At 43.7% G+C, this 16,725-nt stretch carries 17 protein-coding genes; 16 read left to right on the top strand and 1 reads right to left on the bottom strand.

Annotated elements, in window-relative coordinates; translation table 11 throughout:
• The first annotated feature begins 3 nt into the window (after positions 1-3).
• The 5 genes from G8O30_RS12425 to spoIID all read left to right on the top strand — a co-directional run bounded on the left by G8O30_RS12425 (position 4) and on the right by spoIID (position 4,768).
• Entirely contained in the window at positions 4-411 is a 408-nt protein-coding gene (locus tag G8O30_RS12425; RefSeq protein WP_239672376.1) for a F0F1 ATP synthase subunit epsilon, read from the top strand.
• A gap of 706 nt (positions 412-1,117) precedes the next feature.
• Entirely contained in the window at positions 1,118-1,351 is a 234-nt protein-coding gene (locus tag G8O30_RS12420; RefSeq protein WP_239672375.1) for a DUF1146 family protein, read from the top strand.
• 181 nt (positions 1,352-1,532) lie between these two features.
• The gene (locus G8O30_RS12415) at positions 1,533-2,267 is read left to right on the top strand and encodes a YwmB family TATA-box binding protein (RefSeq protein ID WP_239672374.1); all 735 of its coding nucleotides are present in this window, start codon (positions 1,533-1,535) and stop codon (positions 2,265-2,267) included.
• A gap of 31 nt (positions 2,268-2,298) precedes the next feature.
• Complete coding sequence (gene murA / locus G8O30_RS12410) at positions 2,299-3,600, top strand: UDP-N-acetylglucosamine 1-carboxyvinyltransferase (protein ID WP_239672373.1); 1,302 nt, start codon at positions 2,299-2,301, stop codon at positions 3,598-3,600.
• A 145-nt stretch (positions 3,601-3,745) separates the two neighbouring features.
• A complete protein-coding gene (gene spoIID / locus G8O30_RS12405; protein WP_239672372.1) occupies positions 3,746-4,768 on the top strand; it encodes a stage II sporulation protein D in 1,023 nt (340 codons plus the stop codon).
• A 77-nt stretch (positions 4,769-4,845) separates the two neighbouring features.
• On the opposite strand, the gene G8O30_RS12400 is transcribed toward spoIID, so the two are convergent.
• Positions 4,846-5,292 (bottom strand): VanZ family protein, encoded by a 447-nt coding sequence (locus G8O30_RS12400; protein ID WP_239672371.1) that lies wholly within the window; start codon positions 5,290-5,292, stop codon positions 4,846-4,848.
• Between the two features lie 185 nt (positions 5,293-5,477).
• Between G8O30_RS12400 and G8O30_RS12395 the strand changes: the two genes are divergently transcribed.
• The 11 genes from G8O30_RS12395 (at position 5,478) to G8O30_RS12345 (ending at position 16,618) form a co-directional block, all read left to right on the top strand.
• Positions 5,478-6,407 (top strand): stage II sporulation protein SpoIIQ, encoded by a 930-nt coding sequence (locus G8O30_RS12395; RefSeq protein ID WP_239672370.1) that lies wholly within the window; start codon positions 5,478-5,480, stop codon positions 6,405-6,407.
• Between the two features lie 1,849 nt (positions 6,408-8,256).
• A complete protein-coding gene (locus tag G8O30_RS12390; protein ID WP_239672369.1) occupies positions 8,257-8,559 on the top strand; it encodes a DUF4212 domain-containing protein in 303 nt (100 codons plus the stop codon).
• 32 nt (positions 8,560-8,591) lie between these two features.
• Positions 8,592-10,238: a sodium:solute symporter family protein gene (locus G8O30_RS12385; RefSeq protein WP_239672368.1), complete on the top strand. Its 1,647-nt coding sequence runs from the start codon at positions 8,592-8,594 to the stop codon at positions 10,236-10,238.
• Between the two features lie 296 nt (positions 10,239-10,534).
• Positions 10,535-10,807 (top strand): sporulation transcriptional regulator SpoIIID, encoded by a 273-nt coding sequence (gene spoIIID / locus G8O30_RS12380; RefSeq protein ID WP_275576490.1) that lies wholly within the window; start codon positions 10,535-10,537, stop codon positions 10,805-10,807.
• A gap of 206 nt (positions 10,808-11,013) precedes the next feature.
• On the top strand, positions 11,014-12,015 hold the full coding sequence (gene mreB, locus G8O30_RS12375) for a rod shape-determining protein (protein WP_239672367.1): 1,002 nt from the start codon (positions 11,014-11,016) through the stop codon (positions 12,013-12,015).
• A 93-nt stretch (positions 12,016-12,108) separates the two neighbouring features.
• On the top strand, positions 12,109-12,960 hold the full coding sequence (locus G8O30_RS12370) for a flagellar hook-basal body protein (RefSeq protein ID WP_239672366.1): 852 nt from the start codon (positions 12,109-12,111) through the stop codon (positions 12,958-12,960).
• Positions 12,961-12,975: 15 nt separating this feature from the next.
• Entirely contained in the window at positions 12,976-13,818 is an 843-nt protein-coding gene (locus tag G8O30_RS12365) for a flagellar hook-basal body protein (RefSeq protein WP_239672365.1), read from the top strand.
• A 15-nt stretch (positions 13,819-13,833) separates the two neighbouring features.
• Positions 13,834-14,223 (top strand): DNA-directed RNA polymerase subunit beta, encoded by a 390-nt coding sequence (locus G8O30_RS12360; RefSeq protein ID WP_239672364.1) that lies wholly within the window; start codon positions 13,834-13,836, stop codon positions 14,221-14,223.
• Between the two features lie 137 nt (positions 14,224-14,360).
• Positions 14,361-14,792: a 3-hydroxyacyl-ACP dehydratase FabZ gene (gene fabZ / locus G8O30_RS12355; protein ID WP_239672363.1), complete on the top strand. Its 432-nt coding sequence runs from the start codon at positions 14,361-14,363 to the stop codon at positions 14,790-14,792.
• A gap of 815 nt (positions 14,793-15,607) precedes the next feature.
• On the top strand, positions 15,608-16,195 hold the full coding sequence (locus G8O30_RS12350) for a transposase (protein WP_239672362.1): 588 nt from the start codon (positions 15,608-15,610) through the stop codon (positions 16,193-16,195).
• Between the two features lie 129 nt (positions 16,196-16,324).
• On the top strand, positions 16,325-16,618 hold the full coding sequence (locus tag G8O30_RS12345) for a hypothetical protein (RefSeq protein ID WP_239672361.1): 294 nt from the start codon (positions 16,325-16,327) through the stop codon (positions 16,616-16,618).
• Positions 16,619-16,725 lie beyond the last annotated feature (107 nt).

Raw genomic sequence — 16,725 nt, 5'->3', positions numbered from 1 at the left:
AGAATGAAGACCGTACAAGTCAGTATCGTAACTCCTAACGGCCCCGTATATGAATCCGACGTCGAAATGGTAAGTACAAAAGCGTCAACAGGTGAACTAGGTATTCTACCAGGACACGTTCCGATGGTAGCACCACTTCAAATCGGCGTTGTCCGCCTGAAAAACGGTGGCAACACGGACTTAGTAGCTGTTACAGGTGGATTCCTTGAAGTTCGTCCTGAAAAAGTCACCATTCTTGCCCAAGCGGCAGAAAGCCAGTCGCAAATTGACATTGAGCGTGCAAAAGAAGCGAGAACTCGTGCTGAGCATCGTATCAATGCCAATAAGCAAGAAGACGTCGACTTCCGTCGTGCCGAGCTAGCTCTAAAGCGCGCCATGAACAGGATTAACGTATACGAAAATCGTTTCTAATATAGCGAGGCGAAGAAAAAGGTTGGGACCATTGGTTCCAACCTTTTTCTGTTGCTTGGGTGGGTGACAAACGTGCTTAGTTGACTTGAAAAGAAAGAGAGTAAGGCGACAAACGAGTTAAGTCGCCATGAGGAGAAGGAGCACAAGGCGACAAACGAGTTAAGTCGCCATGAGGAGAAGAAGCATGGGGCGACAAACGAGGTAAGTCGCCATGAGGAGAAGAAACACGAGGCGACAAACGAGTTAAGTCGCCATGAGGAGAAGGAGCACGAGGCGACAAACGAGGTAAGTCGCCATGAGAAGAAGGAGCACGAGGCGACAAACGAGGTAAGTCGCCATGAGAAGAAGGAGCACGAGGCGACAAACGAGGTAAGTCGCCATGAGAAGAAGGAGCACGAGGCGACAAACGAGGTAAGTCGCCATGAGGAGAAGAAGCACGAGGCGACAAACGAGGTAAGTCGCTATAAATAGAAGTAGTACCAGACGATACAGAGGGTAATCACATTAAAGAAAGACCACTACCTCCCAAACAAAATATCTGTCCACGCCACTATTCAAAAAAATCCCCCATTGTCGAATAATACCATATGTAAAAACCTTTACACGTATGATAAAATGAGCATTGTGGTCTTTTTAACTAACAGATTTCGACAAAATTTTTCTGATAATTTCAAGAATTAGTGTATACAAAGTAGGAGGAACAAAAATGGCTGATTTCGGTTCTCAAGCGTTAATAAGTATGATGGTACATCTGGCTTTTTTTGCTGTCACCTTTTGGTCATTGCAGGCACTCCACTTTGACAAGTTCTTGCGCGGAAATAAAGTAGTGCAGGCTCGACTTCTTTATATACTGCTTACCATTGCTATTGGATCTGCAGTTAGTCGGTTCTTTTTAGACTATTTCCTGTGGTCGAAGCAATTGCCGTACTTATTCAATTAAAAAACCACAAATTGTCACGAATTTGTAGAAAATAGGACCTCTTACATCTAGTATCTTGCGCGAAAAATAGCTATGATATAGCTTGTGAAAAATAGTGCAAACAATGTGTCTGATTATGACGACTTTTCCCACGTATGTTCTTTCTCCAAAAGGACATCATGTGAGTAAGGGGGAGATTCGGATGAAATTGTTTAAATTGGCAACTATTATTTCACTAGTTTTGTTAGTAGGTGCGTTTCTTTATCAACAAACATGGGTAAAAGCACAAACAGGGAACGATTTACGTCTGCTTATGGAAGCAGTAGAGCAAGAGGAGGGACTTATCAACGAATGGTCAGCGGTTACGTGCACATTGGTTGATGGGGTTACCCAAGAATTGTTTGAGCAAAAAAGTGAACAGTTAAAAGCCAATCATTCGGATTTCTTCTGGACGATGAACACAACAACAGAAGAGCAGCAACTTGTCGGGACACGTCTAGGTAAATTTGGACAAGAAAAATTAGTTTGGCAAACAACGGACACAAACGGGCAACGTATTTCGTACTTATACTATGAGCTTGCACCTAATACAAGCACCAAGCAAGATCTTGAGCAAGCACAATCTTTTTATGAAACCCAAAAACAAAACTGGTTCACACCAGATCAACCTACGTTTTATACAGTCAAAGGAACGTTCGAGGATAATCGAACAATAGAAGAACAAATAAATGGGCTGTTGTCCCAATTAGATGCGACGAAGCGAGAGATGACAACAGAAAGTCACTTTACTTCCGTGTCTGCAGAGAGTCCGCGTCTATCACAGAAAGTTCGTCTTGCACATAAACATATGAATGTGCAAATAGGCGTACGCCATGATGAAATGGGCGGTAAGACAAACATCATAATCGGCACACCCATAATTACGACAGAATACTAATATAGAGATATTGGACGCGGAGGGGAATACGTTGGATAAAATCATCGTCCGCGGCGGTAAACAGTTAAAGGGAACGGTTAACGTAGAAGGAGCAAAGAATGCCGTTCTACCTGTCATCGCTGCTACATTATTAGCAAGTGAAGGGAAAAGTGTTATTAAAAACGCACCAACACTTTCTGATGTATATACAATCAATCAAGTACTTCGTTCATTAAATGCTGAAGTGGACTACGACGGCTATCAAATCGAAGTAGATGCTACAAAGAAATTAGCTATTGAAGCTCCATTTGAATATGTACGTAAAATGCGTGCATCCGTTCTTGTAATGGGTTCACTTTTAGCGCGTACTGGAAAAGCTCGTGTTGCACTACCAGGTGGATGTGCGATCGGATCCCGTCCTATCGACCTTCACTTGAAAGGTTTTGAAGCAATGGGTGCGAAAGTTCGCGTTGGTAATGGATTTATTGAAGCAGAAGTGGATGGTCCTCTAAAAGGTGCAAAAATCTATTTTGACTTCCCAAGCGTAGGAGCTACACAAAACGTAATGATGGCTGCTGCTTTAGCACAAGGAACAACTATCCTTGAGAACGTAGCAAAAGAGCCGGAAATCGAAGACCTAGCTAACTTTATTAATAAAATGGGTGGCCGCATTACTGGTGCTGGAACAGGTACAATCCGCATCGAAGGGGTAGAAAAGCTAGTGGGTGTAGAACACACTATCATCCCTGATCGTATTGAAGCAGGAACATTTATGATTGCTGCAGCAGTTACAGAAGGTGATGTTTTAGTTCGTGGAGCAATCGCAGAGCATATGGCTTCTTTAGTTTCCAAATTAGAAGAGATGGGCGTTTCGATTACCCCAGAAGAAGATGGACTACGTGTAAAAGGTCCAAAAGCGCTTAAACCAGTTGATATTAAGACAATGCCTCATCCAGGCTTCCCAACGGATATGCAAGCGCAAATGATGGCACTGCTTTTATGTGCAAACGGAACAAGCATGATTACAGAAACTGTTTTCGAAAATCGTTTCATGCATGTGGAAGAATTCCGTCGCATGAATGCGGACATGAAAATTGAAGGCCGCTCTGTCATCGTAACAGGACCTAGTAACCTTCAAGGAGCAGAAGTTGCTGCGACAGACCTACGTGCTGCTGCTGCGTTAACGATTGCTGGACTTCGTGCAGAAGGCTATACTCGTGTAACAGAACTGAAGCATTTAGACCGTGGATACCTAAACTTCCACAACAAACTTGCTGCTCTTGGTGCAGACATCGAACGTGTAACAGAACAAGTAGAAGAAACACCAGTAATAAAAGACGCAAAAGCTCTATAATTTCCAAAAACCACTTTCTTCTTAGAGAGTGGTTTTTCTATTTTCCACAAATTTTCCTCTCATAAATACTAGATTTGTTCATAGAGTGTAAAGAGATCAAGTTTCCACTAATCCCACTCAATAATCTAGTACTGGAGGCTGAAATATGAATCAATGGAAGTGGACCATCGGCGTTGTGGTCATATTTGTGCTCGGAGCATTTATTGTTCCATCGCTATTAGTTACAGGCTTCTCTGCTGACGAAGAAGTAACGAACGCCTATTTAACCGAAGCAGAAGAAAAAGAAACCGCAAGCCTCTTAAGTTGGATTGAGGATACACCAAACGTGAGCGTAAGCGTCTATCGTGCCGCTGAAGAAACAGTGGAAGACATTCCATTAGAAGAATATGTAGTGGGAGTAGTAGCCTCTGAAATGCCGGCAGAATTCGAAAAAGAAGCATTGAAGGCGCAAGCTCTTGCTGCTAGAACATACATTGTTCGTCAGCTTTCCGTTGATGATCCGTCCGTTCCAAATGACGCAGCCGTTACCGACACAGTGCAACATCAGGTGTATAAAGACCGTAAACAGCTGAAAATACAATGGAAAGAAAACTATCAAACGAACCTAACAAAAGTAGTAGAAGCAGTCAAAGAAACTAATGGGCAAATTCTTACCTACAACGGTGAGCTCATCACAGCATCTTTCTTCTCCACTAGTAACGGAAAAACGGAAAACGCGGAAGCCTATTGGGAAAATCCATTTCCATACTTAGTCAGTGTAGATAGTCCATGGGATAAAGAATCGCCGAAGTTTGAACAGCGTGTAGTTCTTCCTATAGAAGAGTTCGAGAATAAGTTAGGCGTTCGCCTGAAGGATCCTAGCAAAATCGGAATTATCACCAAGCGTACACCAGGCGAACGTGTCGCAGAAGTGAAGATAGAAGATAATATTTTTACCGGACGTGAGATCCGAGAGAAATTAGAGCTTGCATCCTCCGACTTTGACTGGGTCCGAAAAGGGAACGACGTCGTCATTACGACAAAGGGCTACGGGCACGGAGTTGGTATGAGTCAGTACGGGGCAAACGGCATGGCTAAATCGGGGAAAAAAGTAGAAGAAATAATTCAATACTATTATAAAGGGGTAGAAGTAACGTCTGCAGAATCATTTTTGAAAAAAGCAATCTAGGAACAAAGGGAGCCTTTTGGCTTCTTTATTTGTGTGGTAAGGAAGAAATAGAAAAGCCCTGTCTTCTTCGGACAGGGTTACTTTTCTTTCACATATACATTTTTCTCCATCCATAAAAGGGTATTGGAGAACATCGTTGGTTTCTTACGGAAATGGGTGAACGAGACGTAGCTCCAAGCTACTACAACCCCAATTACATCTTTCACCGCATCAATCAATGTCGCCGAACGGTATGGAACAAACGACTGGTGAATCTCATCGATAAAGCCATAAAAACAAGAAAGGCAAGCCACTAACAAACTAGTAGCCGCTGTTAATTTACCATGTGCAGCTAAGGCAAGCACACTCACTATATACAAAATGGCAAACTCTATTAAATGAAGGGACTCTTTAATAAAACCATCGATACCATCATCCACTATGTATACATAAGCATCTGCTGGTCTACTAGATAAGTGCCAAATAAACACCATATACAAAAATGGAAGAATCGTAACGCCCCACTTTATCAGATTTATACGCATCAAATTCCCACCTCACTAATATGGTAGCATACGTTTGAGCCCAGGAAACACAAAGGCTTTGACAGTTTCTTGACAAAGGTATGCATATTTTATGAAATGTGTCGAATAATAATCAATTAACTTTTTTTAAAAGGCGTGTATAGAAATCTCTCAATCTGTTCACAATGATGACAGAGGTGATGAAGATGAGAGAGGAAAAAAACAGAACTTCTCAAAAAATCGGTAATATGAAAAAGAAACGTTGGTTGTACCCAGCACTATATCTAGTATTGGCAGCAATCGCAGTATCAGGAATTCTATGGTATAACGCAACAGGTAACGATGTAGCAGAGCAAGGTCCAAACGGTGAAGAACTAGCAGGTCAAGGAAATGAAGAAGCAGTTGAAGTAAACGCTTCATTCGAAACTCTTTCTCTACCAGTACTAGAAGCAGACGCAGCGGAAATCTTCCAAGGATTCTATGATCCTACTGCAGACGCAGCAGATCAAGAAGCAGCACTAGTAGTTTTTGAACAGCAGTACCACCAAAACCAAGGTCTAAACATCAAGAACGCAGAAGGCACAAGCTTTGAAGTAGTAGCTGCTCTATCTGGAACAGTTGCTGCAGTACAAGAAGACGCTTTACTAGGAAACGTTATTGAAATCGACCATGGCAACGGTGTAATGACGCACTACTCTTCCGTAACAAACATGGAAGTAGCAGCGGGAGACATGGTGAAAAAAGGTCAGCCACTTGGAAGCGCTGGAACTAGCCAATTTAACCAAGAAGCTGGAACGCACGTACACTTTGAAGTACGTCACAACGGTGAAGCGATTAATCCAGAAACATATCTAAATCAACCACTAGCTGCTCTACTTGAAGCACGTGCGGCTGAAGAAAAAGCAGAAAAAGATGCAGCAGAAAACACAGACGACAATGCAGCAGGTGAAACATCTGAAGAAACAGATGCGCACACTGGTGCAGATACAAATACAGATTCCGATGCTGACGCAGCGGATGATACAGAAGCAGAAGCAGGCGATGACACGGATGCAAACGCAGACGACAACAACGCTGACGCAGAAGCAGATGATCAAGCAGACGAAAACGCAACAGAGTCTGACGATCAAAACTAATAAGAAGAAACCATCCTTTCTGAGGGTGGTTTCTTTTGTTTGGGTTGACAACTAGAGCCTGCAACTTTCTCTGACGGCGTGAGGGTGCTGAGGGAGTGTGCACGCTGGTGTTGTGGACCACGAGAAGGCAGGGAAGCTGGTTCAAGTGCTCCGCAAGAGGGTGTTGCGGATCACAAGAAGTCGGAATCACGAGTCCAGGTGTCCTGCAAGAGCGTCTCGCGGAACACGAGAGGGTAGAATCACGAGTTCAGGTGTCCTGCAAGAGCGTCTCGCGGAACACGAGAAGTCGGAATCTCGAGTCCAGGTGTCCTGCAAGAGCGTCTCGTGGAACACGAGAGAATTGAATCACGAGTTCACGTGTCCCACAAGAGCGTCTCGCGGATCACGAGAAGTCGGAATCTCGAGTCCAGGTGTCCTGCAAGAGCGTCTCGCGGAACACGAGAAGTCGGAATCTCGAGTCCAGGTGTCCTGCAAGAGCGTCTCGTGGAACACCAGAGAGCAGAACCACGAGTTCAGGTGTCCCGCAAGAGCGTCTCGCGGAACACGAGAAGTCGGAATCTCGAGTCCAGGTGTCCTGCAAGAGCGTCTCGCGGATCACGAGAAGTCGGAATCTCGAGTCCAGGTGTCCTGCAAGAGCGTCTCGTGGAACACCAGAGAGCAGAACCACGAGTTCAGGTGTCCCGCAAGAACGTCTCGCGGAACACGAGAGAGTAGAACCACGAGTTCAGGTGTCCCGCAAGAGCGTCTCGCGGATCACGAGAGAGCAGAACCACGAGTTCAGCTGTCCCGCAAGAACGTCTCGCGGATCACGAGAAAGCAGAACCACGAGTTCAGGTGTCCCACAAGAGCGTCTCTCAGACCACATACCACAAGTAGGTATAAAATTAGGTATAGCAGAAATAAAAAACCCTACGTCAGGTATACCAGAGGAGAGTCCCGCGGTATACCAAAAGTCCAAAACCAAGTGTCAGGTATACCAGAGGAGAGTCCTGCGGTATAGCAAAAGCCCAAAACCAAGTGTCAGGTATACCAGAGGAGAGTCCCGCGGTATACCAAAAGTCCAAAACCAAGTGTCAGGTATACCAGAGGAGAGTCCTGCGGTATAGCATAAGCCCAAAACCCAGTGTCAGGTATACCAGAGGAGAGTCCCGCGGTATACCAAAAGTCCAAAACCCAGTTCCAGGTATACCAGAGGAGCGTCCCGCTGTATAGCAGAAGTCCAAAACCCAGTGTCAGGTATACCAGAGGAGCGTCCAGCGGTATAGCAAAAGTCCAAAACCCAGTGTCAGGTATACCAGAGGAGAGTCCCGCGGTATAGCAAAAGCCCAAAACCCAGTGCCAGGTATACCAGAGAAGAGTCCCGCGGTATACCAAAAGTCCAAAACCAGCATCAGGTATACCGGAAGGCATAAAAAAATATATCTAAAGTCCCACCCTCCCCACAACGCCAACCAATTCCCAACCATCTCCTAAATTTTCGACAACGCTTGTCTAAAATTATAGCTTGTCAATAACTGGTCATACCACTAGAATGATAGAGAGACACAAAATTGTCACAATTTTTAGATTTGTAGTCTAGCGTCGAGAGGTACTACTTTTCATGACAAAATGACAACGCTTACACAAAAGGAGGTGCCCTAAACCCTTGGTAGAGCTAATCATCCTGCTTTCATTAGCTACCGCAGCAGTCGTCTTATTCGTTCGTCGTAAACAACCACTTTGGCTGGCCATGCCAGTGGCAGCAATCGTTTTTTACTTCGTCGTCCAAGTCGCCATAGTTCCCATGCCATTCCTGGACACGATTAAATTTATCTTTGCCCTACAATAACGACTATAAGGAGGAAAAATAGTGAAGAAAATAGATCGTGCAAAAGCAGAAGCATATGTAAAAGAAAAAAATCGTTACATGGCCATCTACTTCCTCATCGGATTTCTAGCAAGCTTTGGAGTCGTCTTTTTTGCAGAACCGCTATCCGCCATTACAATCAACGGATTTCCGTTCCACTATTTTATGGGTGCGCAAGGTGCCATCTTAATTTTTATCATTCTACTATTTGTTAATGCGAAAGTCAGTGATAAAATCGATCAGAAATACGGAATCGACGAAACACGTAACGTCATGCTGAGCGAAGGAAAAGCAATGGACCACTAAACAAAAGAGAGAACAAAGAAGGGGGAGAAACGATGGACGCTCAATTTCTAGTTTCCATGATCATTATCTTAGCTACTTTTGCTTTATATATAGGAATCGCAGTCTACAATAAAGCAACACAAACATCGGACTTTTACGTAGCTGGTCGAGGTGTTCCACCAGTATTTAACGGAATGGCAATTGGAGCAGATTGGATGAGTGCAGCTTCCTTCATTGGTCTTGCAGGTACCATTATGCTTCTTGGATACGACGGCCTTGCCTACATAATGGGTTGGACGGGTGGATACTTATTTTTAACTTTCCTACTAGCACCTCAACTTCGAAAGTACGGCCGTTATACTGTTCCAGAGTTTATCGGTGATCGTTATAACAGCCACTCGGCTCGAGTTATTGCGGCGATCTGTACCATCCTAATCAGTTTCGTGTACTCTATCGGTCAACTATCTGGATCCGGAGTAGTTATCGGACGTCTTTTCGAAATTGATGCGAAAGTCGGAACAATGATAGGCGTTGTCCTAATTGCTTTCTACGCAGCATTCGGTGGTATGAAAGGAATCACTTGGACGCAAGTCGCACAATATTTAGTGCTAATTATCGCATACATTATTCCAGTTGTTTTCATGTCTTTACAAATTACAGCGAATCCACTTCCATGGTTATCTTATGGTTCCATCGTAGAGAAAATGGGTCAGCTAGACAGAGATTTAGGAATATCCGAATACTTCGCACCGTTCACCAACGGAACGAAATGGCAATTCCTTGCGCTTATGTTTACACTGATGGCGGGAACAGCGGGACTTCCACACGTTATCGTTCGTTTCTATACAGTTTCTACAATGAAAGCAGCTCGATGGTCAGGAGCATGGGCACTACTATTCATCGGACTTCTTTATTTAACGGCACCGGCTTACGCGGCATTTTCTCGATTTATTCTAATGACGAAAATTGCAGGAAGCGAACTAGCAAACTTACCAGCATGGACAAAATCATGGGTAGACACTGGAAAGCTGCAGCTTGCAGACAATAACGAAGATGGGATCCTACAGTGGTCCGAACTAGTCATTTCCAACGATATCGTCGTTATGGCAACTCCAGAGATTGCAAATTTAGGAATGTTTGTGATTGGATTAGTGGCAGCAGGAGCAATGGCGGCAGCACTATCTACTGCGGGTGGACTACTAATCTCCATTTCTTCTTCTTTTGCACATGATATCTATTATCGCGTTTTAAAACCAGATGCTTCAGAAAGAAATCGCTTATTCGTAGCACGTGCTACCATTATTGGGGCAACTGTCATTGCAGGTTTAGTCGCACTGAACCCTCCAGGAGTAATTACTCAAATCGTTGCATGGGCGTTTGCCATTGCTTCGGGTACCTTCTTCCCAGCGCTTATCTTAGGAGTTTGGTGGAAGCGATCTAACACACCAGGTGTCATATCGGGTCTTCTTATTGGATTACTGGTAACACTAACGTATATTTTCCTTGCTAGAGCAGGCTTCACGGTTGCAGGCATTGGTGATACAGGAGCAGGCGTGTTTGGTGCAGCAGCTGGTTTCCTTTCCAACATAGTTGTTTCCTTATTTACAAAAGCACCATCGAAAGAACTGCAGGATGAAGTAACAAATCTTCGTTATCCAGAGCAAATGGTCTACAAAGATGGTGATGTATTTATGAAGTAGTCATCGGTCGACAAATTTCTCGGGAAATAGTTAGCGATAACTTCAAAAATATTTCCTAAATGGTCATAATGCGAATGCTAGGCTAATAAACTAATACAAACCTGACAACATCAGAGAGTGGCTGAGGTGAAGAGTCGTCTACACCTACTCCTATATGCAGCTTAAGATTTGATTAGACAATGTAATTGCAGGAACTTCCTGTCGTGTGCAATATTTACACGTAATCCACTATTTTTCTTATCGCAAACGAGTCTCATTTCACACCTTTCTCATCCAATTTAGGGAGGGCGAGTAGTGTGCACGATTACATCAAAGAGAGAACAATCAAGATAGGGAAATATATCGTGGAGACAAAAAAGACCGTTCGCGTCATTGCGAAAGAATTTGGCGTATCCAAGAGTACGGTTCATAAAGATCTTACCGAGAGATTACCCGAAATTAACCCAGATCTAGCTAATGAAGTAAAAGATATTCTAGACTATCACAAGTCTATTCGTCACCTAAGAGGTGGAGAAGCAACGAAGCAAAAATATCGTAAAGATGAAATGGGAAATGAAGTAGTGAACTAACAAAAGTAGAGGTAGCCGTCATGGTTGCCTCTACTTTTTTATGCCAATATACCTATGCAAATTATTTTGCGATAAAAAAGCGACATTACATTCCGTAAATCGACAAGTTTATGGTAAAATATGAAGTTGAGACTGTGATAAACAACATATGAAAATAGATCGATTGACAACTATAGAAAGCCAATGATGGAAGGAGAAAAAGAAAGATGTTAGCAAAAGATATCGGAATTGATTTAGGTACAGCAAACGTTCTTATTCACGTAAAAGGAAAAGGGATTGTTCTGAATGAGCCATCCGTTGTAGCAATTGATAAAAATACGAATAGAGTATTGGCAGTAGGAGAGGACGCACGTCGCATGGTTGGACGTACTCCAGGAAACATTATTGCGATCCGTCCGCTAAAAGATGGCGTAATCGCAGACTTTGATGTAACCGAATCCATGCTGAAATACTTCATTAATAAGCTGAATGTAAAAGGGTTCCTATCGAAGCCTCGTATTCTAATTTGCTGTCCAACTAACATCACAAGTGTGGAAAAGAAAGCAATCCGTGAAGCGGCAGAAAAAAGTGGTGGGAAGCAAGTAGAACTTGCGGAAGAGCCAAAAGTAGCAGCAATCGGAGCTGGAATGGACATCTTTATGCCAAGTGGAAACATGGTAGTAGACATTGGTGGAGGAACAACGGACGTTGCTGTATTATCTATGGGCGATATCGTAACATCTGCTTCTATTAAAATGGCGGGTGACCGTTTTGATAACGAAATCCTTCAATACATCAAAAAAGAGTACAAGTTGTTAATCGGAGAAAGAACAGCGGAAGACATTAAAATCAAAATTGCAACCGTATTCCCGGGTAGCCGTAGCGAATCGCTTGAAATTCGTGGACGCGATATGGTGTCTGGTTTGCCTAGAACGATTACTGTACATTCGGAGGAAATCGAATTAGCACTTCGTGAGTCCGTGTCTGTTATTGTTCAAGCGGCGAAAAACGTACTAGAGAAAACACCACCAGAACTATCTGCAGACATTATTGATCGTGGTGTAATCCTAACAGGTGGTGGAGCGCTTCTACACGGCATTGATATGCTACTAGCAGAAGAACTAAAAGTACCGGTACTAGTGGCAGAAAATCCATTAGACTGCGTGGCAATTGGTACAGGTATTATGCTTGAAAACATGGATAAAATTAAACGTCGTTCCATCGTATAATTTGACAAAAATAGACGAAAACCACTTATCATTTTGTCGACTTGTCCGATATAATGGAGAGAAGAACTTGAACGGATACATGGAGGTGCCGACATGTTAAGAGGTTTTTACACTGCTGCTTCAGGAATGCTTACACAACAACGAAGAACCGAGATGCTAACAAATAACATGGCAAACGCGAATACGCCAGGCTTTAAAGCTGATCAAGCGTCGCTTCGTGCTTTTCCAGAAATGCTATTGCAGCGTATGGAAGAAGGGGGTTCCATTCCTACAGAGAATGGCCTTCGTTTACCCATTTCGCCATCAATTGGTTCGCTAAATACAGGCGTTTACATGCAAGAAGGATTGCCACAGTTCATGCAAGGGGCTCTCCGACAAACGGACTTGACGACTGATATTGCTTTAGCGGATATAGATATACCTGTTGATGAGGAGTCGGGACTTCAAGGTGTAACCTTCTTTACCATCCAAAACGCACAAGGAGACATTCGTTATACGCGAAATGGAAACTTTACTTTGGATGGCGCAGGATTCCTTACGATGCCAGACGGGAGTTACGTCCTGAGCACAGAAGGTCAACCAATCCAGTTGCAAAGTGACCAATTCACGGTCCGTCAAGACGGTGTTATTTTAGAAAATAACGAAGAAATTGCGCAACTTGGCATAGCATTTTCGGCACAGCCACAAGCAATGGTGAAAGAAGGAAACGGACATTATCGCTTGGAAAATGGGCAAGAGAACCCGGTACTTCCATCTGCTTATGCGAACCAAGATGTCCGATTTGATTTACGTCAAGGGTATATTGAACGCTCCAATGTGGACGTTACAAGAACCATGACAGACATGATGACGGCGTACCGTACATTCGAAGCGAACCAAAAAGTATTGCAAGCATATGACCGTAGCTTAGAAAAAGCCGTGACGGAAATCGGTAGAATAGGGTAAGGGGGATAACAGTAAATGAACCGTACGATGATTACTGCAACGAATACACTCGCACAGCTTCAATTACAAATGGACTCCATTAGCCATAACCTAGCGAACGTCCAAACAAACGGCTACAAGCGGAAAGAAAGTACTTTTTCGGACCTTCTTTATCAACAATTCAATAACCAGCCGGACGAAAGGCAAGAAATTGGCCGACTAACTCCGCCACAGCTTCGCCAAGGGGTAGGAGCAAAAATTGGTCAATCTCAACACGTTTTGTCACAAGGCGCAATTAAGACTACTGACCGAAGTCTAGACGTTGCATTTACGGAGCGAAACCAGTTTTTAAAAGTACTGGTGGAGGAAAATGGGGATACTGCAGTCCGTTTTACACGTGATGGTGCACTATATGTCTCTCCGATCAACGACGATCAAGTAATTCTTGTAAACAGCGAAGGACACCCAGTAGTTGACGAAAACGATAAGATCATTACAATAGACGGAAACATCCAAGAATTCACGATTACACCAAACGGAGAATTCCGAGTAACGCGTGAAGGACAAGCAGACTACGTTGCCAACTTAGGTGTTATCTCTGTGCAAAAGCCACAGTTCCTGGAATCAAAAGGTGGAAACCTATTAGGCCTTCCTGCTGACCTAGCGAACTTGGGCATTGCAGAAAACCAAATTTATACGAACTTAGCTGGCGAAGACCGCGGTCAAGTTGCGTTACAACAAGGAGTCCTGGAGCAATCCAACGTAGATATGGGAGCGGAAATGACCGAACTTATCAATGTTCAGCGTGCATACCAATTCCAATCACGTGCTATCTCCATGGCTGATCAAATGCAAGGATTAGTCAACGGACTCCGATAATAAGGAGCTAGAAAGATGACGGAAAGAGAACAAAAGCCTCAAACGACATCTCAAGACCAAACACCAAAGCCGTTAGATCCCCCGTCTTTAAAAAACGAGGAATCTAAGGGCTCTTCGTCAAACACTGAACCAGGAATCACGTGGAACGACGAGCAAACTTCTCTTTTGGAAAAGAAACCTATTCCAGAGGAAAAAACAAGAGAAGAGAAGCGCAAAGAAAGAAAAATACGTGTACGCCTATTTCCAATTTGGCTTCGCGTCCTTCTTTTCTTGCTATTACTACTAATTAGCATCGTTTCAGGAGTCCTAATAGGCTACGGAGTCATTGGTGATGGGTCCCCAAGCGATGCCCTAAGCAAAGAAACATGGCAGCACATCATTGATTTAGTAGTAAAAGAAAAATAAACCGGTGAGAAATCACCGGTTTTTTCTAATTTAAGGAAGGAATTGTGATTGACGGTAGCGAAACTAACAAACAAAGTGGCCAAACCACTCCAGGTTCGGTACAATAAAGCTGAAGCACTAACAGAGGAGGCAACACAATGACAACCTTAAACATAACAGAAATTAAAGAAATCATCCCACATCGCTATCCATTCCTACTTATCGATAAAATCCTAGAAGTAACAGAAGGAGAAAAAGCAGTAGGCATCAAAAACGTCACAGCTAACGAAGAATTCTTCAACGGCCACTTCCCAGACTACCCAGTCATGCCAGGAGTCCTAATCGTTGAAGCTCTAGCACAAGTAGGGGCAGTAGCTATGCTAAAAAAAGAAGAAAACCGCGGCCGACTGGCATTCTTCACTGGTATCGACAACTGCCGATTCAAAAAGCAAGTAAAGCCAGGGGACCAACTCCGCCTAGAAGTAACCATGACTAGAGTAAGAGGCCCAATCGGCAAAGGCCACGCCATCGCAACAGTAGACGGCGAAGTAGTCTGTGAAACAGACCTAATGTTTGCTTTGGGTGAATAAGTAAGAGAGTGACAGCCCTGCTCCTGGTAGAGTGGGGTTTTTTGTTTATGCGTTCCAAGTTGGCGGTCTAGGGCTCTAGATGGGGAAGGATTTAGAGAAATGGCGGCTAAAGTGCTTAAGTCCATTGGTCAGTTACACCTCCTCCTGCACAAAAGCGCTTAAGCCGCAGGAAAGGGAGAGCGGTCCCCACGGCAAGTCGCCGAAGCCGCAGAAGAAGTCGCTTCTGAGGGTGTACAAAAGCGCTTAAGCCGCAGGAAAAGGAGAGCGGTCCCCACGGCAAGTCGCCAAAGCCGCAGAAGAAGTCTCTTCTGAGGAAGTACAAAAGCGCTTAAGCCGTAGGAAAAGGAGAGCGGTCCCCACGGCAAGTCGCCGGAGCCGCAAAAGAAGTCGCTTCTGAGGGTGTACAAAAGCGCTTAAGCCACAGGAAAGGGAGTGCGTTCCCCACGGCAAGTCGTCGAAGCCGCAGAAGAAGTCTCTTCTGAGGAAGTACAAAAGCGCTTAAGCCGCATGAAAGGGAGTGCAGTCCCCACGGCAAGTCGCCGAAGCCGCAAAGAAGTGGCTTCTGAGGGTGTACAAAAGTGCTTAAGCCACAGGAAAGGGAGTGCGTTCCCCACGGCAAGTCGCCGAAGCCGCAGAAGAAGTCGCTTCTGAGGGGGTACAAAAGCGCTTAAGCCGCATGAAAGAGAGAGCGGTCCCCATGGCAATTCGCCGGAGCCGTAAAAACATCTAATAAACCCTTGGAAATATTTAAGATCTTGAAGGAAATTTCTAGCATCTTGTCAAATAAGAATGATTAAACATAAAAGGAGGTTAACATGGAAAATAAAATAAGAGACTGGGAAAAAGACACAACTTTTCATGTGATTTTAAAGTCCAAAAAAGGAATGCCAATATTTAAGCGTGAAGATGACTATGTTTTACTACTGGACTCAGTAGAAAAGTCAAAGAAGAAATACAACTTCTATCTCCTTTCCTACTCCATCCTAAATAACCATGTGCATCTAGTTATGGAAACAACAAATCACTCCATATCAGACATTATGAAAGGCATGATTCAGAGTTTTGTTAATCGGTACAATTTCAAATATGACCTTAAAGGAAACACACTTCTTGAAAAACCCTTCTGGTCACGCAAACTCCTCAATAACGAACAAATCATCAACGCCTGTATCTATTCTGATCTTAATGCTGTCAAGGCAGGCCTCGTAACCGCACCAGAAGAATACATGTGGAGTAGCCATTACGATATTATCTCCCCAACCCACAATAAAATTCCTTATGCAGATCGTGAACAACTCCTGAAATATGTAAACGGAAAATCCGTTAACCTCTACAAATCCAAGGTGAACACCAAATTAATTAAACTCCAAAATGATTTCCCAAAAGAAAAAATTCACTCCTAACTACTATTAAATATTCCCACATGCAAGGAATGCTCTTTTTTAGGACACACTACAAGAGACCGAATTTCACACGATATTCGGGAATATCTATGCGCTTTGCGTAAATAAACCTTTGAAGGAGTGTTTCGAATGGAAAAGAAATGGTTGAAGATTCTTGCTGGTTCTATGTTAGCAGCGATGTTAGCAGCTGGTTGTGCAGATAACCAAGAGCCACCACCAGAAGATGGTACGATGGAAGAAGATATGATGGAAGATGAAGAAATGACAGAGGAAGACATGATGGAAGACGGCGCTGTTGAAGAAGGCGAAAACGACATCAACACAGATGATGATATGGACGGTGCGGTTGATGAGAACACACCTGAAGAAGACGCTGTAGAAGACAACATCGACATGCAAGATGAGGATAATAAAGACGAGTAATATCGAAAAAGGGACGGGCTTAGCTCGTCTCTTTTTGCTACGTAAATAGTAATGATACAGCGTTTACCTGGTAACAAAATTAGGATCTTTATCCTCATTTTTCGAAA

Origin of the sequence: Mangrovibacillus cuniculi (genome assembly GCF_015482585.1) — a bacterium.
GTDB lineage: Bacteria > Bacillota > Bacilli > Bacillales > R1DC41 > Mangrovibacillus > Mangrovibacillus cuniculi.
This window is presented reverse-complemented; position numbering and strand designations above follow the sequence as displayed.